The following is a 23,916-nucleotide window of genomic DNA, read 5'->3' on the forward strand; positions in this document are numbered from 1 at the left end:
CAACCACGTGACAGCGGTGTTGAGAGTGAACGCGCAGAACGGAACTCAGGACGCGAGTGCAGACATCGCATCGACCGTGCGGCGATCCGAGCCGAGGCCGAGTTCTGCCGCATACACCGCAGCCATGACTCGATTGGGCACGCCCAACTTGCGGAGGATCTTCTCGACGTGAGTCGTGACGGTACGTGGCGAGAGCACGAGCTCCTCACCGATCTCCGCATTCGACATGCCTCGGCGGATCAGACCGAGTATCTCGACCTCCCGCACGGTCAGCTTGAACCGAGACTTCGCACGGAGATCACTCGCGTATCTGGTGAATGCGGGACGCATACGCTCGAGGATGGTCTTGGCGGGCGTCGGGAACTGCTCCTTCTCGACGTTACCGTGGCACATGCCGATGATCTTGCCGCCGTCGTCGTGCAGAAGCATCAGCACACCGTTGGAGAACCCGCCGGGGCGCAACACCGACATCGCCGTCGGCGAGGTTCCGAATCCGGGGACCTGGGTCCAGTCGAACACCTCGTCGAGATGACTGAACTGCTGTGCGAACTCCGGCAGACGGTCGATGTCGCCGGTGAGGAAGCTCGCCACGCCCTGGTCGTATCCCCGCTGCTCCACCGTGACATAGCGGTCCGTCGTCTCGTCGCGGTATGCAAGAAGGAACCCGTCGCATCGGCCCTCGTATCGGAGGTAGTCGATGGCTCCGTTCATCCGTTGCGTCACCGCGGGCGAGGACATTTCCGCAACGATGGACGCGATGTCGTGCTGAGCCATGGTGTGCGTCCTTCGGTTCGACGGGCAATCGAACCGAGTTAACAGCAGCCGCCTTTCGACCGTGTTAACTGAGCGTTTCAGTGCTGTACGGACGCACGGTCACTCGACACCCGTGTACGCAAACGCACGTGCGTTTGCGTCCGAGGGCGAGAGTGCCCAGGCGACACCCCACCGACCTCGCAAACGCACGTGCGTTTGCGTAGGTGGACGGACGACACCCCACCAAGGACGCAAACGCACGTGCGTTTGCGTCCGAGGTAGGGAGGGCTTACTCAGAAGCCGAGTTTGCCCATCTGTTTGGGGTCGGTCTGCCAGTCCTTGGCGATCTTGACGTGCAGGTCGAGGTAGATCCTCGTACCGAGCAACTTCTCGATCTGCAGGCGCGACGCGGTGCCGACTTCCTTGAGCCGCGAGCCGCCTTTGCCGATGATGATGGCCTTCTGGCTCGAGCGCTCGACGTAGAGGATCGCGTGCACGTCGAGCATGTTGTCGTGTCCTTCGCGCGGAGTGATCTCCTCGATGACGACGGCCAGTGAGTGTGGCAACTCGTCTCGCACACCTTCGAGCGCCGCTTCGCGAATCAGCTCGGCCATCAGAATTTCTTCCGGCTCGTCGGTGAGCTCGCCGTCCGGGTAGAACGCCGGTCCCGGTGGCAGTTCCGACGCCAACAGCTCCACCAGCTTCTCCACCTGTTCGCCGGATGCAGCCGAAACGGGGATGACGTGACTGTTCTCGCCGAGGAGTTTCGACAGCGCCATCAACTGCTGTACGACGCGTTCCTTCTTGACCTTGTCGATCTTGGTGACGATTCCGATCAGGGTGGTTTTCGGTGCGATGTGGCGAACCTGCTCGAGGATCCACCGGTCACCCGGCCCGATCTTCTCGTCTGCCGGAATGCAGAGTCCGATGACGTCGACCTCGGAGTAGGTGTCCTGCACCAGATCGTTCAGCCGTTGCCCCAGTAGGGTTCTCGGCCGGTGTAGTCCTGGTGTGTCGACGAGAATCAGTTGCGCGTTCTCGCGGTGCACGATGCCGCGAATGGTGTGCCTCGTCGTCTGCGGACGGGACGAGGTGATGGCGATCTTCGAACCGACCAGCGCGTTGGTCAGCGTCGACTTTCCGGTGTTGGGTCGCCCCACGAAACAGACGAATCCGGATCGAAAGTCTTCATTGCTCGCGTCGGACATCGAGCACCTCCCAGCTCTTCCCGCCGCGTCGCGCCGGGATGGTCGTGTTGTCGGCATCGACGCGTTCACGCATCGGTGTCTTCTGTCTTTTCGGTGTCGCCGTCTCGCGTTTCGTCCGGCGTCGGGACTTTCTCGACGAGGACGGTCGTGACGCGCACGCGGCCCTTCTGATCGGCGCCGCCCTCACCGACCAGGACCAAACCGTGCGATTCGACCCGTGAGCCGGGCAGCGGGACACGTCCCAGCTCGTACCCGAGCAACCCTCCGACAGTATCGACGTCCTCCGATTCGATCTCGATTCCGAAGAGTTCACCGACGTCCTCGAGCGGCACTCGCGACGAGACACGGAACCGTCCGTCACCGAGATCGTCGATCGGGGCCACCTCGTCGGAGTCGTATTCGTCGGCGATCTCGCCCACTATCTCCTCGAGCACGTCCTCGATGGTCACCAGTCCCGCTGTGCCGCCGTACTCGTCGACCAGCACGGCCATATGATTGCGATCACGCTGCATCTCGGCGAGCAGACTGTCCAGTGCCTTCGAATCGGGGACGAAGACGGCCGGACGCATGATTTGATCCACCCGCACGCCGCGGCCGCCGTCGGTGGAGTAATAAGTTTGCTGGACAAGGTCTTTCAGATAGACGACGCCGACGATGTCATCGACGTTCTCACCGATCACCGGGATCCGGGAATGCCCGCTTCGTACCGCGAGCGATGTCGCTTGCCCGGCGGATTTACCGGATTCGATCCACACCATCTCGGGACGCGGAACCATGACCTCTCTGGCCGAAGTGTCCCCCAGCTCGAAGACGGACTGGATCATCTTTCGCTCACCATCGGCCACGACGCCGCGTTCACGTGCCATGTCGACGAGTTCACGCAATTCGATCTCCGACGCGAACGGACCGTTTCGGAAGCCGCGGCCGGGCGTGATCGCGTTACCCGTCGAAATGAGTAGCCTGCTGATCGGCCCGAGTATCCAGCCGAGGCCTCGCAGTGGCAGCGCGGCGGACAGCGCGATCGAGTATGCGTGCTGACGCCCGAGCGTTCGGGGTCCGACACCGACCGCGATGTAACTGACGAGAACCATGACCACGCCTGTCACCACGAGCGCGAGGGTTTCGTCGAGAAGGTCGATCAACCCGCCCGCGAGTAGAACGGTCGCGCTGATCTCGCACAGAATACGAAGCAGGACGGTCAGATTCACGTACCGCGGCCTGTCGGCCACGACGGTCAGCAAGCCGACGGCGCCGGGGCGCTCGTCCTTGACCATGTCCTCCACACGCGCACGCGAGACGGTATTGAGTGCGGAATCGACTGCGGCGAACAGCCCCGCGACCGGCACCAGCACTACTGCAGCGACGATGAGTGCAGGAGCACTGCTCACAGGCCGTCGCCCCGGGCAAATCCGGTCTTGCCGAGCAGACGACGGTCACGCGCGGCCTGCAGCTCGGCCTCCTCGGCACGGCGCAGATCGTCGTACCATTCGCCGAGAATTCGGTTCTGTAGGGCGAACATCTCCTTCTCCTCGTCCGGCTCGGCGTGGTCGTAGCCCAACAGGTGCAGAACACCGTGGACGGTCAACAATGCGAGCTCGTGCTCGAGCGGATGGCCCGCGGCGGCGGCCTGGTCGGCAGCGAACGAAGGGCACAACACGATGTCACCCAGCATCGACGGTCCCGGCTCGGGCGCGTCCGGTCGACCACCCGGCTCCAGTTCGTCCATCGGAAACGACATCACATCCGTCGGGCCGGGCAGATCCATCCACCTCATGTGGAGGTCGGCCATGGTCGCCGAATCGACGAGCACCATCGACAGTTCCGCTGCCGGGTGCACGTCCATGGCGGCGATGGCGAACCTGGCGACGCTCACGAGTTCCGGTTCGGAGATGTCCATCCCCGATTCGTTGGAGACCTCGATACTCATTACTTCTCACAACTCTTTCGACGGAAAGCTTTCACGAACAACGGGACAGGCATGACTCTATCGGCGCGCCGAGCGGGGCCCGCCGGAGCGTCGCTGGGCACGATTCCCCATCCCGAGTTCGCTGTTTCCCGAGGACTCGAATCGCTCGTACGCGTCGACGATCTCGGAAACCAGACGGTGCCGAACCACATCGCTGCTGGTCAACTGCGCGAAGTGGATGTCGTCGACATCGCCGAGGATCTCCGAGGCCGCGCGCAGGCCGGATCGGGCACCTCCTGGCAGGTCGACCTGGGTGATGTCTCCGGTCACCACGATCTTCGATCCGAACCCGAGCCTGGTGAGGAACATCTTCATCTGCTCGGCCGTGGTGTTCTGGGCCTCGTCAAGAATGATGAACGCGTCGTTCAAGGTCCTGCCGCGCATGTACGCGAGTGGCGCGACCTCGATGACACCTGCCTGCATCAACTTCGGGATGGCTTCGACGTCCATCATGTCGTGCAGCGCGTCGTGCAGGGGACGCAGATACGGATCGATCTTGTCGTGCAACGTGCCGGGTAGGAATCCGAGACGCTCCCCGGCTTCGACGGCAGGCCTGGTCAAGATGATTCGGCTGACCTGCTTGGCCTGCAGAGCCTGTACGGCCTTGGCCATCGCGAGGTAGGTCTTTCCGGTACCTGCCGGACCCACTCCGAACACGATCGTGTTGGTGTCGATGGCGTCGACGTACCGCTTCTGGTTCAGAGTCTTCGGCCTGATCGTCTTGCCTCGCCGCGACAGAATGTCCAGGCTGAGCACCTCGGCAGGCGACTCGGAGACGCCCTCGGTGAGCATCCCGACGGTCCGGCGGACTGCGTCGGGGGTGAGCGGCTGCGCACGCTTGACCACTGCGGCGAGTTCGGAGACGACACGCTCTGCGAGAGCGACGTCGGCGACCTTTCCGCTCAGCGTGACGGAATTTCCGCGAACGTGGATGTCTGCGGTCAAAACCTGCTCGAGGGTCCTGAGGTTCTCGTCCGCCGCACCGAGAAGCGGGAGCACCGCGTCGGGGGCCAGTTCCATGCTCGACCGAACGAGGCGTTCGGCGGGAAGATCGCTGTGTTCACTCACGTGGTGTGTATGGCCTGCTTTCGTGTGTCGCTGACGGCTCGAGATGCTGATGCGAGTTTAACGCGCTCAGCGTCGCTCGCATTCCAATTGATGTGCGGCTCGGTCCGTCGCTGCAGTCACCGACCGGTTCCAACACGAGGACCCCGGCTGGAGAAATGCGAAGTGGTCCTCCCCGTCGATCACCGACAGCACCGCTTCGTCGCCGGCGTCCGTCGCCGCGGCCACGTAGCGCTCGCTCTGCGACACCGGCACCTGGACATCGAGCGATCCGTGGATGCAGTGCACCGGAACGCCCGTCGGGAGTAGGTGCGCAGGGGAAGCCGACCGATACAGATCCGGGTCGTCCTCGAAACTGGCCCCGAGAAACGCGTGCACCGCCGGGTTGACCGAACCGTGCGCCGGACCGAACGCGAGATCGAGAACCGCTGCCTGCAGCACCACCCGCGACGGTCGAATCGACGATTCACGCCGGCTTGCCAGCCACCCGGCCAGATGCCCGCCCGCCGAGTGCCCGAGAACTCGGACGTCGCCGAGGTCGAGGGGAATGGGCGAATGCCCCTGTACGACGCCGCCGACCGCATCCAGTGCCTGCGCCACATCGGCGCTGGTTTCCGGCCACAGACCACCGGCGCCGACGCGTCGGTACTCGATGTTCCAGGCCGCGAAACCCGCATCGGCGAACTCGGTGGCGTACTGCGTTCCGAGATTGAGAGCGTACTGTCCGCTCCAGAACCCGCCGTGGATGATCATGATGACCGGAAGAGGTTCGGCCACAGGGCTTTCCGGAAGATACAGGTGCCCGAACTGCTCGTCCTGCTCGCCGTATGCGATCTTGACGCGGTTCATCGGGCGTCCTGGAAATCCAGTGGCGCCTCGGCCCATCGCCGCGTCAGCACACCGATAGCACCGAGTGCGACGGCAGCGGCCGTGGACGTACGAAGAACGTTGGGCCCCAACATGACCGGCGTCGCCCCCACCACGGTGAGCTTTGCGACCTCGGAATCGTCGAGGCCGCCTTCGGGTCCGACGACCAACAGGATTTCCGGCACGTCCCGCAGAGGCAGCGACGCGAACTCGACCGACGCGGATTCATGAAGTACCGCAACGACTCCCCCGCGTTCCACGACACCGCGAACGAGATCGACGACGGCAGCAGTGGAGTGCAGGTCGGCGACCCGCGGGACGAACGGACGACGCGACTGCTTGGCTGCGGCAGTGGCGACGGCTTGCCATCGCGCGACGCCCTTGTTCGCTTTCGCGCCTTCCCAACGCGCCACACATCGCGCCGACTGCCAGGGCACGACGGTGTCGATTCCCGCCTCGGTTGCCAGTTCCACTGCCAGTTCGGAACGATCGGCCTTGGGCAGCGCCTGTACCAATCCCACCGACGGGCTCGCGGGCGGGACGTCCGATCGGGTGTTGACCGCCATCTCGAGCCGATTCTTCTCCGCCGACGTCACCACGGTGTCCGCGATACCGCCGCGCCCGTCGGACAGCAGAATCCGTTCGCCGACACGAATTCTGCGCACCGTCGCTGCGTGGTGTCCTTCCTTACCGTCGAGCACGGCCGTGCCACCGACGTCGGGTAGCGGATCGAGATAGAAGACCGTGGCCGCCATCGTCAGCGACCGCTGAATGCTTCCCGAAGCCGCGAGAACAATCCGCCGCTGTGCTGCGATCCGGTGGTGACCACCTCGGCGGCGTCGCGATCACGCAGCGACTTCAAATCCTGGAGCAACTGGGTCTGCTTTCCGTCCAGTCGCGACGGGACGACGACCTCGAGGTGCGCGTGGAGATCGCCGCGGATGCCCGAGCGAAGCTTCGGCATGCCGTGACCTCGCAGAACCGCAATCGAGCCCGGCTGGGTCCCTTGATCGACGACGATGTCGGTCGGTCCGTCGATGATGGCGTCGACGGACACTGTGGTGCCGAGTGCAGCGTCGACCATCGGGACACGGACAGTGCAGTGCAGGTCGTCTCCGTCACGCACGAAAACCTCGTGCTGTTGTTCGACGATCTCGACGTACAGATCACCCGCCGGGCCGCCGCCAGGGCCGACCTCGCCCTGTGACGCCAACCGGATGCGCATCCCGTTGCTGACCCCGACGGGGACCTTCACCGAGATGTCACGACGGGATCGCACGCGACCGTCGCCGCCGCACTTGTGGCACGGGTCGGGGATGGTCTCGCCTGCACCGCGGCAGGTGGGGCACGGCCGCGACGTCATGACCTGGCCCAGGAAGGATCGCTGCACCGACTGGACTTCGCCTGCGCCGCCGCAGGTTTCACAGCGAACGGGCTTGGAGTCGCCGTTGGTGCCCGACCCGGTGCACAGGTCGCACAGGATCGCGGTGTCGACGGTGATGTGCTTGGTCACGCCCGTCGCGCATTCGTCGAGCGTGAGCTTGGTGCGCAGCAGTGAGTCGGCACCGGGCTGGACGCGGCCACGCGGCCCACGGCTGCCGCCGCCTCCCCCACCGCCGAAGAATGCCTCGAACACGTCGCCGAGGCCGCCTCCGAAGCCAGCGCCGCCGAAGCCGCCTCCGCCGCCACCACCCTGCTGCAGGGGATCTCCGCCGAGATCGACCACGCGTCGCTTCTCCGGGTCTGAGAGCACCTCGTACGCAGTCGAGATGTCCTTGAACCGGGCCTGCGCAGCCTCGTCCGGGTTGACGTCGGGGTGAAGTTCACGCGCGAGCTTGCGATACGCACGCTTGATCTCTTGATCGGTCGCCTTCTGGCTGACCCCGAGCGTCCCGTAATAGTCCCGTGCCACGTAAGTCTCTTTCGTCCTCGTCGATTCCAGTGTTCGCTACCGGCGCGCCATCGCGCCGGCAACCTCGGTGTTCGTCAGGTGAGCTCTCAGCGTTCTGCGAGAACCTCACCGATGTATCTCGCAACGGCGGCGACCGATGCAATTGTTCCTGGATAGTCCATGCGCGTCGGCCCGAGCACACCCATGCCTCCCAGCACCATGCCAGCCGAACCGTATCCAGTGGAAATCACCGAGGTGCCTCGCATCTCCTCCACCTGCGTCTCCTCGCCGATCCGGACCGTCACCGTGCGCGTGTCCTGTGTCACAGCCAGCAGCTTCAGTACGATCACTTGCTCTTCGAGAGCTTCGAGGACCGCACGAAGAGATCCGGGAAAGCCTGCGTCGCCTGCGAAGTCCGCGGCATTGCGCGTGAGATTGGCCGTTCCGCCGAGGACCAGGCGCTCTTCGGGGTGCTCGACGAGGGATTCGACCAGGACTGTCGCGGATCGGATCATCGCATCACGGAGGCCGGACGGAGCATTCGCGGCGAGTTCGGCGACGGCGGCGGACGCTGCGGCCAGACGCTTCCCCTCGAGCGCACCGCCGAGCAGTCTGCGGAGCTGCGCCAGATCCTCGTCCTCGATGACATCGCCCAACTCGACGATGCGCTGGTCCACTCGACCCGAATCGGTGATCAGGACCAGCAACAGACGGGCAGGCGTCAACGCGACGACCTCGAGGTGACGAACCGACGACACCGACAGGGTCGGGTACTGAACCACGGCTACCTGGCGGGTGAGCTGCGCCAGCAATCGCACGCCGCGACGAAGGACGTCGTCGAGGTCGACGCCGTTTTCGAGAAACTCGAGAATTGCGCGACGCTCCGCGGGTGAGAGCGGTTTGACGTCGGCGATGCGGTCGACGAACTGCCGGTAGCCCTTGTCCGTCGGCACTCGACCCGAGCTGGTGTGCGGCTGGGCGATGTACCCCTCCGCCTCGAGGACGGCCATGTCGTTGCGGACGGTAGCGCTGGAGACTCCCAGATTGTGTCGCTCGACCAATGCGCGGGAACCGACGGGCTCCTGGGTGGATACATAGTCGGCGACGATTGCGCGGAGAACCTCGAACCGCCTGTCTTCGGTGCTCGACATCGGTGTCCACCTCCATTCCACTTCTCACGCCCCTGCGGCCACGTCGAGAGTTCGAGTCTAGTAGCCATGCGACCATCGGTGCCCCCAGGCCTTACTGTGGTCGGGTGGCCAACTCGACGACGACGACGGATACCGCATGATCTTCAAGGGCGTTCGCGACGGCAAGCCGTATCCCGAGCATGGACTCTCGCTCCGTGACTGGTCGAAGATTCCGCCCCGGCAACTGCGATTGGACGAGATCGTCACGACGACGAAAGTCCTCGAACTCGACCGCCTGCTGTCGGAGGACTCGACGTTCTACGGTGACCTCTTCCCACACGCCGTGCACTACCGGGGTGTGGTGTACCTGGAGGACGGTCTGCACCGAGCCGTCCGCGCTGCGCTGCGCAACAGAACGGTCCTGCACGCCAGAGTCTTCGACTACGACCTCCTGGGTGCCTGACCCGCTTGCTAGGCCGCAATCGTTCGAACGACGGCGTCCGCGAGCAGACGCCCACGCTCGGTGAGGACGTACCGATCTCCGTCGACCACCATGAGCCCGTCGGAGACCACCTGATCCGCCGAACGACGCTCCGCCGCAGTCAACGCCCGAGCGGGCAGTCCGGTGCGCAGTCGAACTTTGAGCATCAGCTCTTCCAAGTGACGGTCGTCGCTGCTGAGCAGTTCACTGCCCGCCACCGGTAGGGATCCCGACGCCAGCTGATCCGCGTAGCGGGCGGGGTGTTTGACGTTCCAGAATCGAGTTCCCCCGATGTGACTGTGCGCCCCGGGCCCGGCTCCCCACCAATCACCGCCGTCCCAGTAGCCGATGTTGTGCTTGCATTCGGCGGACGGCTCGGTGGCCCAGTTCGACACCTCGTACCAGTGCAGTCCTGCGCCGGAGAGTACGGAGTCGATGCGCTCGTACCGGGTGGCCAGCACGTCGTCGTCGGGCGCAGGGAGGTCCCCTCGTCTGACCTTGCGCGCCATGGCAGTTCCGTCCTCGACGATGAGCGCGTAGGCGGACACGTGGTCGACCCCCGCGTCGAGCACGGCCGCGAGTGAGGCGTCCAGATCCTCGGCTCGCTCACCGGGAGTGCCGTAGATCAGATCGAGATTGACGTGGTCGAAGCCGGCGGCGCGCGCCTCGAGCGCCGCGGCGACGGCCCGCCCAGGAGTATGCGTGCGATCCAACACCGCCAGCACGTGCGGGGCCGCGGACTGCATGCCGAGCGAGATCCGCGTGAAACCGGCGGCGGACAGTTCCTCGAAGAACTGGGGCGACGTCGACTCGGGATTCGACTCGGTGGTCACTTCGGCCCCGACACTGAGACCGAAACTGCCCCGCACGGCGTCGAGAACCTCGGTGAGACCGGCGCCGCCGAGAAGCGACGGCGTCCCACCACCGACGAACACCGTGTCGGCCGTCGGAATCAGACCTGCCCGACCGTCCAGCAATGACGCCGCGGCGTCCAGTTCACGACGCAGGCCCTCCATCCACGACTGCGGCGACGCCGATGTGCCCAGCTCGCCGGCCGTGTATGTGTTGAAGTCGCAGTAGCCGCAGCGGGTCGCGCAGAACGGAACGTGTACGTAGATGCCGAAGGGTCGATCTCCGACGCCGTCGAACGCCGCGTCGGGCAGCTCGAAGGGGGCAGGCGGAGCGGCAACGATGTTCACGCGGTCCAGTCTCCCAGACATCTCCGATGCCACTTCGCCACGCGCACCGCGAATTCATTGCAGCCGCTCTGCCAGCCTATTTACCCAGAATCTCGGGTAAATAGGTCTCCGGGGTCGGACCTGGTCCGATGACGTGGCACAATGGGGCGCGTGACTGACACCGGGGTTCGACTCGTGGCGCGACGCCATGTCGATCTCAAGCGTGTCTGCAGTTCCTCGTGTCGATGCTGTCGAGCTTGTAGCTGAGCCCTGCGCCGGCTCGCTCGACCGAACAACCCGATTCAGAACACACCCCGATCCGTCCGGACGCGTGTGCAAGCGGTGAGTTTCAGCCCCTCCCCTTGGCCGCCCGGTAGAGAAAAGATGCAGGAGCACCAGATGTCGTCGACGACCGACGCCCCCACCGAAGCGGACTCGTCCAGGACTGCGCGTGTGGCGCCGAGGGAGCGCACCGCCCGGCCGACGAAGCGACGCGCCGAGGGCCAGTGGGCACTCGGGTACCGCGAGCCGCTGAACCCGAACGAGCAGGCCAAGAAGGACGACAACCCCCTCAACGTGCGGGCCCGCATCGAGAACATCTACTCCAAGCAGGGTTTCGACAGCATCGACAAGGGCGACCTGCGCGGCCGCTTCCGGTGGTGGGGCCTCTACACCCAGCGTGAACAGGGTTTCGACGGCACCTTCACGCACGACGACAACATCGACATGCTCGAGGCCAAACACTTCATGATGCGGATCCGGTGCGACGCCGGAGCGCTCGATCTGCAGCAGGTTCGCACCCTGGCGGGCATCTCGCAGGAGTTCGCCCGTGACACCGCGGATCTGTCGGACCGCGAGAACATCCAGTACCACTGGATCGACGTCGAGAACGTCCCCGAGATCTGGCGTCGTATCGAGTCTGTCGGGCTGAAGACCACCGAGGCATGCGGCGACTGCCCTCGCGTCGTGCTCGGTTCACCGCTCGCAGGCGAGGCCGTCGACGAGATCCTCGATCCGACACCTGCCATCGACGAGATCGTCGAGCGCTACATCGGCAAGCCGGAGTACTCCAACCTGCCGCGCAAGTTCAAGACGGCGATCTCCGGACTTCAGGACGTCGTCCACGAGATCAACGACTGCGCATTCATCGGCGTGAACCACCCGGAGCACGGCCCAGGTCTCGACCTGTGGGTCGGCGGCGGGCTGTCGACCAATCCGATGCTCGCCCAGCGCGTCGGAGTCTGGGTCCCGCTGGAGGACGTGCCGGACGTCTGGGAAGGTGTCGTATCGATCTTCCGTGACTACGGTTACCGGCGCCTGCGCACGAAGGCACGCCTGAAGTTCCTCATCAAGGACTGGGGTATCGAGAAGTTCCGTCAGGTCCTCGAGGACGAGTACCTGCACCGCAAGCTCATCGACGGGCCTGCCCCCGAGAAGCCCACGCGCCCGCGCGACCACGTCGGCATCCAGAAGCTCAAGAACGGACTCAACGCCGTCGGCGTCGCGCCGATCGCGGGACGCATCTCCGGCACCATCCTGGCGAGGATCGCCGACGCCGCAGAGAAGGCAGGCTCGGATCGAGTTCGCTTCACGCCCTACCAGAAACTGATCGTTCTCGACGTTCCCGACGACAAGCTGGAGGCGCTCGTCTCCGACCTCGACGCACTCGGACTTCCGGCGCGGCCGTCGCACTGGCGCAAGAATCTGATGGCATGCAGTGGAATCGAATTCTGCAAGCTCTCGTTCGCCGAGACACGCAAGCGCTCACAGGTTCTGGTACCCGAGCTCGAGCAGCGCCTGGACGACATCAACGCCCAGCTCGACGTCCCGATCACCATCAACATCAACGGGTGCCCCAACTCCTGCGCGCGCTCGCAGATCGCCGATATCGGCTTCAAGGGACAGCTCGTCGACGACGGTGACGGGAATCAGGTGGAAGGATTCCAGGTTCACCTCGGTGGCAGCCTCGGTCTGGACAGCGCGTTCGGCCGAAAGCTGCGCCAACACAAGGTCAACAGCACCGATCTGGGTGACTACATCGAACGAGTTGTGCGCAATTTCATCAAGCACAAGAGCGAAGGCGAACGGTTCGCACAGTGGGCCGTGCGAGCAGACGAGGCGGATTTGCGATGAGCACCAGAATGGATCTTTCGATCGACCAGTTGAAGGCAATCGCCGATCGCGGTGCTCGCGAACTCGACGGAGCCGACGCGTCGGAACTGTTGCAGTGGACCGAACGCGAGTTCGGCACCGACTACATCGTCGCGTCCAACATGCAGGATGCGGTACTGGTTCACCTTGCCGCACAGGTACATCCCGGTGTGGACGTCCTGTTCCTCGACACCGGCTACCACTTCGCCGAGACCATCGGCACGCGTGATGCGGTCGAAGCCGTCTACGGCGTGAACATCATCAACGCCCGTGCAGAGCAGACCGTCGCTCAACAGGATTCGATCGAGGGCAAGGATCTGTTCGCGCGGGAACCGAACCGATGCTGCGCCATGCGCAAGGTTGCGCCGTTGAAGAAGGAATTGGCCAACTACAGCGCGTGGGTCACGGGTATCCGACGCGTCGAGGCTCCGACGCGCGCGAACGCACCCCTCATCTCCTTCGACGACGCTTTCGGACTCGTCAAGATCAACCCGATCGCAGCATGGTCGGACGACGACATGCAGCGTTACATCGACGAGCACTCCATCCTCGTCAATCCGCTCGTCGACGAGGGTTATCCATCGATCGGGTGCAGGCCGTGCACCGTCAAGCCCGCCCCCGGCGCCGATCCGCGTAGCGGCCGGTGGGCCGGCAAGGCCAAAACGGAATGTGGGTTGCACGCATCATGACAACGAACTCGACATCGATCACCGCCGAACGCCGACCGTCGGTGGACTCCGATCGCTTCGATACCCTCGACGCGCTCGAGTCCGAGGCGATTCACATCTTCCGCGAGGTCGCGGGCGAGTTCGAGCGCCCGGTCATCCTCTTCTCGGGCGGCAAGGACTCCACGGTTCTCCTGCATCTCGCGATCAAGGCGTTCTGGCCTGCGCCGCTGCCGTTCTCACTTCTGCACGTGGACACCGGGCACAATTTGCAGGAAGTTCTCGACTTCCGCGACCATGTCGTCGCGAAGTACAACCTCCGGCTGCATATCGCCAAGGTCGAGGATTACCTCGCCGACGGCAGGCTGACCGAGCGACCCGACGGAATCCGTAACCCGCTGCAGACGGTTCCGCTGCTCGACTCCATCTCCGAGAATCGGTTCGACGCGGTCTTCGGCGGTGCCCGACGTGACGAGGAACGTGCCCGCGCCAAGGAGCGCATCTTCTCGCTGCGCAACGCCTTCGGCCAATGGGATCCGAAGAAGCAGCGCCCCGAGCTGTGGAATCTGTACAACGGCAAGCACTCCCCCGGCGAACAGGTCCGTGTCTTTCCGCTCAGCAACTTCACCGAACTCGACATCTGGCGATACATCGCACGAGAGAACGTCGAATTGGCCAGCATCTACTACGCGCACCAGCGCCCCGTGTATCAGCGCGACGGCATGTGGATGACTCCAGGAGTGTGGGGCGGACCCACCGAAGCCGAGGAGCTGCAGACACTCTCGGTGCGGTACCGCACCGTCGGTGACGGATCCACCACCGGGGCCGTGCTGTCCGACGCGGCCGACAACGAGGCGATTCTCGACGAGGTCGCCGCATCCCGACTCACCGAACGCGGCGCCACCCGCGGAGACGACCGCGTCTCCGAGGCCGCCATGGAAGACCGCAAGCGCGAAGGATATTTCTGATGAGCAACTCGGCTTCCGGCCATTCGCCGAGCGCGCAGCTTCTGCGTCTTGCCACCGCGGGCAGCGTCGACGACGGTAAGTCCACGCTCGTCGGACGCCTGTTGTACGACACGAAATCCGTTCTGGCAGATCAGATCGACGCCGTCACCCGCGCCTCCGTCGACCGCGGGCTGAGCACCCCGGATCTGTCGCTTCTCGTCGACGGTCTGCGCGCCGAGCGCGAACAAGGCATCACTATCGATGTGGCCTACCGCTACTTCGCGACGCCCGCCCGCTCGTTCGTTCTCGCCGACACACCGGGGCACGTGCAGTACACCCGCAACACTGTCTCCGGAGCGTCGACGGCCCAGCTGGTGATTCTGCTCGTCGACGCCCGCAAAGGCGTCATCACGCAGACGCGTAGACATGCTGCGGTGCTCGCGCTGCTCGGTGTGCCCAAACTCGTTCTCGCCGTGAACAAGATCGACCTCGTCGAAAATCCCGCCCAGGTGTTCGCGGATATCTCCGCCGAATTCAACTCGTTGACCACCTCGCTCGGGTGGGCAGCCGAGGATGTCGTCGAGATTCCGGTGTCGGCATTGCACGGAGACAACGTCGCGGTCCGATCGACGACAACTCCGTACTACGACGGCCCAACCCTCATCGAACACCTCGAATCGGTTCCGGTGGACGCTGAACCGCACCGCGTCGGCCTGCGCTTTCCGGTGCAGTACGTGATTCGTCCGCGCACCGCGGAGTTCCCCGACTACCGCGGGTACGCCGGTCAGGTCGCTGCAGGCACGGTCTCCCCCGGCGACGAGGTTCTCGTACTGCCGTCGGGCACCCGCACCACTGTCGAGCGCATCGACACGGCCGACGGTGAACTCGCGGTGGCAGGCGCCGGGCGAAGCGTGACGCTCATTCTTGCCGACGACGTCGACGTCTCGCGGGGCGACACGATCGTCTCTCCGCAGGATGCGCCTGCGCCGATCGGCGAATTCGACGCGACTGTCTGCTGGCTGTCCGAGAAGCCCCTGCGCCCCGGTGCTCGTCTGCTGCTCAAGCACGGAACTCGCACCACGCAGGCCATCGTCGGCACTCTGGTCGAGCGATTCGACGAACAGAATCTGACGGCCCAACCGTCACCGGAATCGTTGGAACTCAACGATATCGGCCGCATCTCGGTACGCGTCGCCGAGCCGATCGTCGCCGACGACTACGCCGTGAACCGCCACACCGGTAGCTTTCTGCTCATCGATCCTGCCGGTGGCAACACGCTCGCCGCAGGTCTCGTCGGTGATGCGCTCTCGGCTGTCGAGCTCGGGACGTCAGTACCGGCGTGACCGCTCTCGTCGCTGTCGCACACGGCAGCCGCGATCCGCGATCTGCGGACACCGTGGCTGCTGTGGTCGAGCGAATTCGCCTCAGGCGTCCTGATCTGGATGTCCGGACGGCGTATCTCGATCTGACCGAACCGAATGTCAGCGACGTTCTCGACGAACTGGCCGCAGAGGGCGCCGCATCGGCAGCAGTGGTGCCGTTGTTGCTGGGCAGCGCATTTCACGCCCGCGTGGACCTCCCCGCGCTGCTCGACGCCTCCCGCCTTCGCCATCCCGATCTCGCGCTCACCCAGGCAGGCGTGCTCGGCGACGACCGCCGACTGGTCGATGCCGTGCGTTCGAGAATTTTCGAAGCGGGCGTGGACGTCGACGACCCGGAGGTGGGTGTCGTCGTCGCTGCGGTCGGATCCTCGCATGCCCCCGCCAATCAGCGCACACGAGCAATTGCCGAGCGGATACTCACCGGCACATCGTGGGCAGCAGCCGTCACCTGTTTCGCGACTGCGCACAGTCCCGATCCCGCGGAGGCGCTGGCGCGTGTCGCCGCGGCCGGTGCACGACGCGTTGTCGTCGCGCCGTGGTTCATCGCTCCGGGCTTGTTGACCGACAGAGTGTTCGCCTCGGTCCACGAACATCGACCCGGCGCAGTATTTGCCGAGGTCATCGGCGATCACAGGGCCGTTGCCGACGTCGTGTCGGCTCGGTTCGACGACGCCGTGGCGGCGACGACGAGCCAACGCTCCGCCTGAGCACTCACCCGAGAATTGTGGAGTCCTCCACCGTTCGGCGGTAGGTGTAGAGCGTTGTGATCGCGCACACGACCGTGGCCGCGACGAGCACCTGTGGTCCGGTGATGAACAGGCTCATCACGCCGCCGATCACTGCACCTGCGGTGAAAGCTGCGTACAGCAGGAAGTATTCGAGCCAGTCCTTCGCAGAGCCGCCGCTGATGTGACGCTCGATACCCTGACCCATCTTGACCAGTGTGCCGGTGACGTAGCTCAGTGGAATGGAGACTTCACCGTTCTTGACGAACGAGGTGTTCAGAGCGCCCATCGCGAACGAGATGAACAAGATCGGCACGAACTGCACCTGCGGGGCACTCCACCCGCTCATCAACACGTCGACTGCGGAGGCGATCGCCAACGCAGCAGTCGTCAATACGGTTGCTCCGTGCGGATGGTCGCTCCACAGATGGCGTCGGCACAGGGACGCGACGACCACTCCGACGACGAACGTCAGCACGAGCAGAATCGCGGCACCTGCCATCGCATTCTCACCGCGGAAGAAACCCACCGCCCCTCGCTCGGTATTACCCGTCATGAACGTGACGAAGTACCCCGCGGTCTTGGTGAAGGCGGCAGCGCCGACCAGACCAGCAAGTCCGGCGAGCACCCAGGACAGTCGGGCATGGGAGTTGAACACTTCACGCATGTACCCCAAGGGTAGGTAAAGGCAACGTGATCGTCCTCGTGTGATCGATCACGTTGCCTTCGCGCTCGACGGGACTAGGTCGAGGTGGCCTTGACGAGCGGGTCCGTCTCCACGACGGTGCCGGAGCCACCGGGAATTTTCGGAATCCGCGTCGCTCGGGCGTAGACGGTTTCGCCGGCCTGCAACTGCAGTGCCTCGCTGTCACCCCGAGTGATCTGTGCGGTGAAGAGTTCGCCGGTCGCGGAGTTCTTCAGTTCGACCTTGACCTCGAACCCGAGATGAACGACGCGTTCGACCTCGGCACGCGTGACACCTGCCGATTCGGCTGTGCCGTTGGCCTGAGCCAATGACAGGCTCGGATCGCGGCCCACGCGGATATCGTGCGGGCGGACGAGCAGGCCGTTGAGCTTGGCCACCTGACCGAGGAAGGACATGACGAAGTCGTTCGCCGGACGATCGTAGAGATCCTCCGGAGACCCGATCTGTTCGATTCGACCCTTGTTCAACACAGCGATCCGGTCGGCGACGTCGAGTGCTTCTTCCTGATCGTGGGTGACCAGAACCGTCGTCACGTGCACCTCGTCGTGCAACCGCCGGAGCCAGGTTCGCAGGTCTTCACGGACCTTGGCATCGAGCGCACCGAACGGCTCGTCGAGCAGCAACACCTGCGGATCGACGGCAAGCGCACGAGCGAGAGCCATACGCTGACGCTGTCCACCGGACAGCTGCGCCGGAAACCGCGTCTGGAATCCCGCGAGACCGACGATCTCGAGCAGCTCGTCGACCTTGCGCTTGATCTCGTCCTTCGGGCGCTTGCGGATCTTCAGCCCGAACGCGACATTGTCACGGACGCTGAGATGCTTGAACGCCGCGTAGTGCTGAAACACGAAACCGATCTCGCGTTGCTGCGGGCTCACCCACGTGACGTCCTGGCCTGCCAACACGACCTGTCCGGAATCGAGCTGTTCGAGGCCGGCAATCGACCTCAGCAGAGTCGACTTGCCCGATCCACTGGGTCCGAGCAGCGCCGTCAACGATCCCTTCGGAATATCGATGCTGACGTTGTCGAGCGCGGCGAAGTCACCGTAGTTCTTGTTGGCGCCGACGACCGAGATCTCTATGTCGTTGCTCTTCTGTACGGTCATTACTTCGTCCTCTTTTTGTCGAGGGCAGTCATCAGCAGCAATACGATGACAGCGATTGCCATGAGCAAGGTCGATGCGGCGTACGCACCGGGTTGATTGAAGTCCTCGTAGCGTGAATTGACCAGCAGAGTCAACGTCTGCGAAATGCCGGGCAGATTGGTCGACACCATGATCACGGCACCGAATTCACCCAGCGACCGAGCAACGGTCAACACGATTCCGTACGTCAGTCCCCACCTGATCGCCGGCAGGGTGATACGCCAGAACGTCTGCAGTGCGGAGGCACCCAGCGTGGAGGCTGCCTCCTCCTGCTCCTCGCCGATCTCGTACAGAACGGGTTCGACCTCCCGAACCACGAAGGGAAGCGTCACGAAGATCGTTGCGATCACCATGCCCGGCAACGCGAAGATGATCTTGAAGCCCAAGGATTCGATTCCACCGAACCAGCCGTTGGCGCCCCACAGCAGAATCAGTGCCACACCGGTGACGATGGGCGAGACCGCGAACGGCAGGTCGACGATGGCTTCGAGTACGCCCTTTCCTCGGAATCGACCGCGTACCAACGCCAGAGCGGTGATGACACCGAAGACCACGTTGATCGGTACGACGATCGCGACGATGAGCAGCGACAACTGCAGCGCGGACTGCGCGGCCGGCGTCGTGATCAGTCCCCAGAACTCCATGAAACCGTTCTCGAAGGTCCGATAGAGGATCGCGCCGAGAGGGAACAGCACGAGCGCTGCAAGATAGATGAGAGCCACCGCGCGAAGCGACAGCTTGATCGGAAGCCCGAGCTTCATCGACTCTGCTCCTCTCGTCGGGCCAATCGATTGCCGACGACGCGAAGCACGAACAGAACGACGAAGGCGAACGCGAGCAACACGACCGAGATCGCGGCCGCGTCGATCGGCTGGTCGTATTCGATCAACTCGCGGATGTACTGCGATGCGATCTGTGTGTCACCGGGAATGTTGCCACCGATCAGGACGACCGAACCGAACTCACCGATGGCTCGTGCGAAGGCCAGGCCACCGCCGCTGAGAACCGCAGGCATGAGAACCGGCAGAACGATGCGCCGGAAGATGGTCCAGTTGTTCGCGCCGAGTGACGCCGCTGCCTCTTCCACTTCCTTGTCGACCTCGATGAGCACGGGTTGCACCGCACGAACCACGAAAGGCAGCGTCACAAACAGCAGGGCGACGATGACTGCAGGCTTCGTCGCGTTGAAGACCAGACCGATCGGACTCGCCGGACCGTACAGCGACAGCAAAACCAAACTCGCCACGATGGTCGGCAATGCGAACGGCAGGTCGATCAGAGCGTTGACGAACCGCTTGCCCGGAAACTCGTCGCGAACCAACACCCACGCGATGAGCGTGCCGAACACCAGATTGATCGCTGCGGCCGCGACCGACACTTCCAACGTCACCCTGAACGTCGCGATCGCCCGCGGCTGGGTGACCGCGTCCCAGAAACCGGCCAACCCGTCGTCGAAGGATTTGACCAGCAGCGCGGCGAGAGGCAGCAGCACGATGATGCTCAACCACAGAACTGCGACGCCGAGGCCAAGCGGACCCACCGAGCCGGGGCCACGGAACTTACGCCCCTTTCGGGGTGCAGACCGCCGCGGCCGCGACTCGGATTCGATACTCGTCGACATGATTGCTACTTGGTGTTCTCTTTGTAGATCGTGGTGATCGCGCCGTTGTCACCGAACAGATCGGCGTCGACCTGGGTCCAGCCGCCGAGGTCGTCGATGGTGCGCAGCGTGGCAGGGGTGAAGAACTTGTCGGAGTACTCGGCTGCGATCTCCGGGTTGGTCGGGCGGAACCCGGCCTCGGCCCAGATCTTCTGCCCCTCGTCGGTGTACACGAAATCGTTCAAGGCGTTCGCCTTGTCGAGCTGGGTACTGGTGTTCACCACGGCAACCGGGTTGTCGATGCGGAACGTGTCGGCGACGTCGATGTGCTGGACCTTCTCACCCTGCGACTCGATCAGCAGAGCCTCGTTCTCGTAGCTGATCAGAACGTCACCCTGGCCCTGCAGAAATGCCTCGGTGGCCGCACGACCCGATTCGGGCTGAACCGGGAAATGGCCGGAGACGAGCTGCTGGACGTAATCGAGCCCGGCCTGCTTGTCCTGGCCGCCGTTGCTCTTGGCCGCGTACGGGGCAAGCAAGTTCCACTTGGCCGATCCCGAACTCAAGGGGCTGGGGCTGATGACCTGGACGTCGGGCTTCAGCAAGTCGTCCCACGTCTGAATGTTCTTCGGATTGCCGTCGCGTACAACCAGAGTCACGACCGACCCGAACGGAACTCCGCCATATGCGTTCTGGTTCCAGTCCTCGTCGACCTTGCCTGCCTTGACCAGACGCGCCACATCGGGCTCGACCGAGAAGTTGACGATGTCCGCCGGTGCACCGTCGGCAACCTTGCGCGACTGATTACCCGAAGCGCCGTAATCGGCGTTGATGGATGCACCGTCACCCTCGTCTGTCTCGGCGAATGCAGGCGCGATCGCGTCCCAGCCGTTCTTCGGCACCGCATAACCGACCAAAGTCAGCGCGGCGCCGCCTCCCGATCCGCCGGAGTCGCCGACGTTGTCGCTGGAGCCGCCGCCGCACGCAGCCAGAACGAGAGTTCCGACGGCCGCGAACGTGGTCAGCAGGTAACGAGAACTGTGCCTCATCGAGAAGTGCCTTTCATCGAGTGTGAATCACCGAAAACATGCGGGACGAGATTGACGCGATTCGGGTACCGCAGAGCGACGAGGCAAAGCCTCCAGTCGATCACGGGGTTCGGCCGGGCCGTACTGTTCGAACCTCGGGTGTTCACGCCTCGGGTGTTCGAACCTCGGAGTGTCCTGACCGCAACGACGCGCATCACAACATGCGCTCACGAGGGCTACGGCCGAACATCACCGACTACGGCTTACGACGCCTGTCGACAACAGTAGATATCGGCGACTGCAAGCATTCCGACCGCAATCAACGCCAGCTCATGGCGGACTCGGTACTCGGCGGCGGCAGACACGGACAGAAATCTAGCAGGGAACCCCAGCGGACTCCAATTGTGGATCCGCTGCTCGCAACCAGCCCGTCTACCTGGTCAGAAACCAGGCCAACACAACGAGAACGAGCAGCGCGATCAGTGCGAGCGTGATCCTCGACTTCGGCATCAATTACCTTCCGTGAATGCGGAGTCCGACGACACCGAACGGCCGTCACGCTCCGAGCGAGCATCGCGACCGAGCAGACGAAGAACCTCGGCGAGAACCCGATCGAACAGGCGCGCCACCCCGAACGCAGCAGGAACCAGAACAAGCAGCACGACGACCGACTGCGGAACGAACGGCAGCCCCGTGATCCACAGTTCTATCCCGTCCCACCACGTAGCAAGTGCATGCACACCCACACCCTATCCGGGCCGTTCCCGCAGGCTCCACTCCCGCCTGCCCGGGTCATTCCGCAGGCTCCACTCCCGCCTATCTGGGTCATTCCGCAGGCTCCACTCCTGCCCCTCGCTGGTGCGCCACGCCCACAACGCCCAGCAGTGGACGCTGGACGCCCTGACGTCGATGATTGCCCTATGACGGCATTCGATGAGCAGTCGACGGTAGTGCCCGTGCGGGACGACGAGATTCCGAAACCCGGTGCACCCAACACCGATGGTCACGACGTACAAGGAGTCCTCGGCAGCACCGATGCGCCCGTGACCACCCTGACCTCGTATCGCAGCTCGTTCCCACCCATCGACGACTACGCATTTCTCTCCGACTGCGAGACGACGTGCCTGATTGCGCGCAACGGTTCGGTCGAGTGGATGTGCGTACCGCGACCCGACTCCCCCAGCGTCTTCGGAGCTGTCCTCGACCGCAGCGCTGGACACTTCCGGGTCGGCCCGTACGGCCAGTCGGTGCCTGCGGCGCGTCGATACCTCCCCGGCGGTCTCATCGTCGAGACGACGTGGCAGACCGAGACCGGCTGGCTGATCGTCCGCGACGCACTCGTGATGGGGCCGTGGCACAACACAGACCAGCGGTCGCGAACTCACAAACGTGCACCCACCGACTGGGACGCCGAGCACATCCTGCTCAGAACGGTCAAATGTGTCAGCGGCACCGTCGAGCTGGAGATGAGCTGCGAGCCCGCATTCGACTACCACCGGGCGCCTGCACGGTGGGAATACACCGGCAAGGTCTACGAGGAAGCCACCGCTACTTGTGAGGCGAGCTCGATCGGCGACCAACCGACCCTCAAACTCACCAGCAATCTCCGGATCGGCATCGAGGGCAGGGAAGCACGTGCGCGTACTCGCTTGAAGGAGGGCGACAACGTCTTCGTCGCGTTGTCATGGTCGGATCTTCCTGCGCCGCAGACATTCGACGACGCCGCCGAGAAGATGTGGCGCACGTCCGAGTGTTGGCGGCAGTGGATCACCATCGGACGGTTCCCGGATCACCCGTGGCGCGGATACTTGCAACGCAGCGCATTGGCATTGAAGGGGCTCACGTACGCACCGACGGGCGCCCTGCTGGCCGCGTCGACGACATCGTTGCCGGAAACGCCTGGCGGAGGCCGCAACTGGGACTACCGATACGCCTGGGTGCGCGATTCCACGTTCGCACTGTGGGGGCTGTACACCCTGGGTCTCGACCGCGAGGCCAACGACTTCTTCTCGTTCATGTCCGACGTCTCGATGTCGGACGACGGGCAGGCCAACCCATTGCAGGTGATGTACGGGATCGGCGGCGAGAAAACACTGGAGGAGAGCGAGCTGTCGCACCTGTCCGGCTACGACGGCGCCAAACCGGTACGCATCGGCAACGGTGCGTACAACCAGGAGCAGCACGACATCTGGGGCACGATGCTCGACTCCGTCTACCTGCACGTCAAGTCACGTGAGCACGTACCGGAATCGCTGTGGCCCCTGCTCAAGCGCCAGGTGGAAGAGGCCATCGCGAACTGGAGGAAGCCGGATCGCGGCATCTGGGAGGTACGCGGCGAGCCGCAGCACTTCACGTCCTCGAAGGTGATGTGTTGGGTCGCACTCGACCGCGGCGCCAAGCTCGCCGCGATACACGGCGAGTACGAATACGCCGACCAGTGGAACGCCATCGCGGACGAGATCAAGGAGGACATTCTCGCGCACGGTGTCGACGACCGCGGCGTGCTCACGCAGCGCTACGGCCACGAATCGTTGGACGCCTCACTGCTTCTGGTTCCACTTCTTCGATTCCTTCCCGCCGATGATCCACGCGTCCGAGCTACGGTGCTGGCAATTGCCGACGAGCTGACCGTCGACGGTCTCGTGTTGCGATACAAAGTCGACACCACCGACGACGGCCTCGAAGGCGAGGAAGGTACGTTCACGATCTGTTCGTTCTGGCTCGTGTCCGCGCTCGTGGAGATCGACGAGCTTCCGCGTGCGAAGCACCTGTGCGAGCGGCTGCTCGGATACGCGAGTCCCCTCAAGCTGTACGCCGAAGAGATAGACGCGCGCACGGGACGACACCTCGGCAACTTCCCGCAGGCGTTCACCCATCTGGCGCTGATCAATGCCGTCGTGCATGTCATCCGCGCAGAGGAGGCTCAGGCGGCCGGGCACTTCCAGCCTGCACACACCAACTGAGCGTGAGTGCAGCCTGCGGAATGAACATAGAACGGCGTGAGTGCAGCCTGCGGAATGAACCCGAC

24 protein-coding genes are annotated in these 23,916 nt (G+C 64.0%); 7 read left to right on the forward strand and 17 right to left on the reverse strand.

Annotated elements, in window-relative coordinates; all coding sequences use genetic code 11:
- Positions 1–45: 45 nt before the first annotated feature.
- The 9 genes from RY1_RS05010 to hrcA all read right to left on the reverse strand — a co-directional run bounded on the left by RY1_RS05010 (position 46) and on the right by hrcA (position 8,901).
- On the reverse strand, positions 46–774 hold the full coding sequence (locus RY1_RS05010; protein WP_072802445.1) for a response regulator transcription factor: 729 nt from the start codon (positions 772–774) through the stop codon (positions 46–48).
- Between the two features lie 272 nt (positions 775–1,046).
- Positions 1,047–1,961 (reverse strand): GTPase Era, encoded by a 915-nt coding sequence (era, locus tag RY1_RS05015; protein ID WP_072802446.1) that lies wholly within the window; start codon positions 1,959–1,961, stop codon positions 1,047–1,049.
- Positions 1,962–2,026: 65 nt separating this feature from the next.
- Complete coding sequence (locus tag RY1_RS05020) at positions 2,027–3,349, reverse strand: hemolysin family protein (RefSeq protein WP_072802447.1); 1,323 nt, start codon at positions 3,347–3,349, stop codon at positions 2,027–2,029.
- The gene (gene ybeY, locus RY1_RS05025) at positions 3,346–3,888 is read right to left on the reverse strand and encodes an rRNA maturation RNase YbeY (protein WP_072802448.1); all 543 of its coding nucleotides are present in this window, start codon (positions 3,886–3,888) and stop codon (positions 3,346–3,348) included. Before ybeY ends, RY1_RS05020 begins: the two co-directional genes overlap by 4 nt.
- Before the next feature lie 57 nt (positions 3,889–3,945).
- Positions 3,946–4,947, reverse strand: coding sequence for a PhoH family protein (locus RY1_RS05030; RefSeq protein WP_245819514.1), 1,002 nt, complete (start codon positions 4,945–4,947; stop codon positions 3,946–3,948).
- Positions 4,948–5,061: 114 nt separating this feature from the next.
- The gene (locus tag RY1_RS05035) at positions 5,062–5,841 is read right to left on the reverse strand and encodes an alpha/beta hydrolase (protein WP_072802450.1); all 780 of its coding nucleotides are present in this window, start codon (positions 5,839–5,841) and stop codon (positions 5,062–5,064) included.
- The gene (locus RY1_RS05040; protein WP_072802451.1) at positions 5,838–6,614 is read right to left on the reverse strand and encodes a 16S rRNA (uracil(1498)-N(3))-methyltransferase; all 777 of its coding nucleotides are present in this window, start codon (positions 6,612–6,614) and stop codon (positions 5,838–5,840) included. Before RY1_RS05040 ends, RY1_RS05035 begins: the two co-directional genes overlap by 4 nt.
- A 2-nt stretch (positions 6,615–6,616) precedes the next feature.
- Entirely contained in the window at positions 6,617–7,771 is a 1,155-nt protein-coding gene (dnaJ, locus tag RY1_RS05045) for a molecular chaperone DnaJ (RefSeq protein WP_072802452.1), read from the reverse strand.
- A gap of 86 nt (positions 7,772–7,857) precedes the next feature.
- Positions 7,858–8,901, reverse strand: a complete 1,044-nt coding sequence (hrcA, locus tag RY1_RS05050; RefSeq protein ID WP_072802673.1) for a heat-inducible transcriptional repressor HrcA — start codon at positions 8,899–8,901, stop codon at positions 7,858–7,860.
- A 136-nt stretch (positions 8,902–9,037) separates the two neighbouring features.
- Here hrcA and RY1_RS05055 point away from each other — a divergent pair, with 136 nt between their 5' ends.
- Positions 9,038–9,343, forward strand: coding sequence for a type II toxin-antitoxin system VapB family antitoxin (locus tag RY1_RS05055; protein WP_068378754.1), 306 nt, complete (start codon positions 9,038–9,040; stop codon positions 9,341–9,343).
- An 8-nt stretch (positions 9,344–9,351) separates the two neighbouring features.
- Here the strand turns inward: RY1_RS05055 and hemW are convergent, their stop codons facing one another.
- Positions 9,352–10,560: a radical SAM family heme chaperone HemW gene (gene hemW, locus RY1_RS05060; RefSeq protein ID WP_245819493.1), complete on the reverse strand. Its 1,209-nt coding sequence runs from the start codon at positions 10,558–10,560 to the stop codon at positions 9,352–9,354.
- Between the two features lie 378 nt (positions 10,561–10,938).
- Between hemW and RY1_RS05065 the strand changes: the two genes are divergently transcribed.
- Genes RY1_RS05065 through RY1_RS05085 form a run of 5 tightly spaced genes read left to right on the forward strand, consistent with a single transcriptional unit; the run spans position 10,939 to position 16,391 of the window.
- On the forward strand, positions 10,939–12,672 hold the full coding sequence (locus tag RY1_RS05065; RefSeq protein ID WP_072802674.1) for a nitrite/sulfite reductase: 1,734 nt from the start codon (positions 10,939–10,941) through the stop codon (positions 12,670–12,672).
- Positions 12,669–13,379 (forward strand): phosphoadenylyl-sulfate reductase, encoded by a 711-nt coding sequence (locus RY1_RS05070; protein WP_084727185.1) that lies wholly within the window; start codon positions 12,669–12,671, stop codon positions 13,377–13,379. The genes RY1_RS05065 and RY1_RS05070 overlap by 4 nt, the downstream gene beginning before the upstream one ends.
- Positions 13,376–14,323: a sulfate adenylyltransferase subunit CysD gene (gene cysD, locus RY1_RS05075; RefSeq protein WP_072802455.1), complete on the forward strand. Its 948-nt coding sequence runs from the start codon at positions 13,376–13,378 to the stop codon at positions 14,321–14,323. Before RY1_RS05070 ends, cysD begins: the two co-directional genes overlap by 4 nt.
- Entirely contained in the window at positions 14,323–15,645 is a 1,323-nt protein-coding gene (locus RY1_RS05080) for a sulfate adenylyltransferase subunit 1 (RefSeq protein WP_072802456.1), read from the forward strand. Before cysD ends, RY1_RS05080 begins: the two co-directional genes overlap by 1 nt.
- On the forward strand, positions 15,642–16,391 hold the full coding sequence (locus RY1_RS05085) for a sirohydrochlorin chelatase (protein ID WP_072802457.1): 750 nt from the start codon (positions 15,642–15,644) through the stop codon (positions 16,389–16,391). The genes RY1_RS05080 and RY1_RS05085 overlap by 4 nt, the downstream gene beginning before the upstream one ends.
- A 4-nt stretch (positions 16,392–16,395) precedes the next feature.
- On the opposite strand, the gene RY1_RS05090 is transcribed toward RY1_RS05085, so the two are convergent.
- From RY1_RS05090 to RY1_RS05115, 7 genes are all read right to left on the reverse strand, one after another.
- Complete coding sequence (locus RY1_RS05090) at positions 16,396–17,076, reverse strand: YoaK family protein (RefSeq protein WP_072802675.1); 681 nt, start codon at positions 17,074–17,076, stop codon at positions 16,396–16,398.
- 74 nt (positions 17,077–17,150) lie between these two features.
- Positions 17,151–18,221, reverse strand: coding sequence for a sulfate/molybdate ABC transporter ATP-binding protein (locus RY1_RS05095; RefSeq protein WP_072802458.1), 1,071 nt, complete (start codon positions 18,219–18,221; stop codon positions 17,151–17,153).
- Positions 18,221–19,021, reverse strand: coding sequence for a sulfate ABC transporter permease subunit CysW (cysW, locus tag RY1_RS05100; RefSeq protein ID WP_072802459.1), 801 nt, complete (start codon positions 19,019–19,021; stop codon positions 18,221–18,223). The genes RY1_RS05095 and cysW overlap by 1 nt, the downstream gene beginning before the upstream one ends.
- Complete coding sequence (cysT, locus tag RY1_RS05105) at positions 19,018–19,881, reverse strand: sulfate ABC transporter permease subunit CysT (protein WP_072802460.1); 864 nt, start codon at positions 19,879–19,881, stop codon at positions 19,018–19,020. Before cysT ends, cysW begins: the two co-directional genes overlap by 4 nt.
- Before the next feature lie 5 nt (positions 19,882–19,886).
- Positions 19,887–20,909 (reverse strand): sulfate ABC transporter substrate-binding protein, encoded by a 1,023-nt coding sequence (locus RY1_RS05110; protein WP_072802461.1) that lies wholly within the window; start codon positions 20,907–20,909, stop codon positions 19,887–19,889.
- A 242-nt stretch (positions 20,910–21,151) separates the two neighbouring features.
- Positions 21,152–21,253, reverse strand: a complete 102-nt coding sequence (locus RY1_RS30935) for an Ms4533A family Cys-rich leader peptide (RefSeq protein WP_371829449.1) — start codon at positions 21,251–21,253, stop codon at positions 21,152–21,154.
- Positions 21,254–21,397: 144 nt separating this feature from the next.
- On the reverse strand, positions 21,398–21,628 hold the full coding sequence (locus tag RY1_RS05115) for a hypothetical protein (RefSeq protein WP_072802676.1): 231 nt from the start codon (positions 21,626–21,628) through the stop codon (positions 21,398–21,400).
- A 180-nt stretch (positions 21,629–21,808) separates the two neighbouring features.
- Here RY1_RS05115 and RY1_RS05120 point away from each other — a divergent pair, with 180 nt between their 5' ends.
- Positions 21,809–23,851, forward strand: a complete 2,043-nt coding sequence (locus tag RY1_RS05120) for a glycoside hydrolase family 15 protein (RefSeq protein ID WP_072802462.1) — start codon at positions 21,809–21,811, stop codon at positions 23,849–23,851.
- Positions 23,852–23,916 lie beyond the last annotated feature (65 nt).

Origin of the sequence: Rhodococcus yunnanensis NBRC 103083, from assembly GCF_001895005.1 — a bacterium.
Lineage (GTDB): Bacteria > Actinomycetota > Actinomycetes > Mycobacteriales > Mycobacteriaceae > Rhodococcoides > Rhodococcoides yunnanense.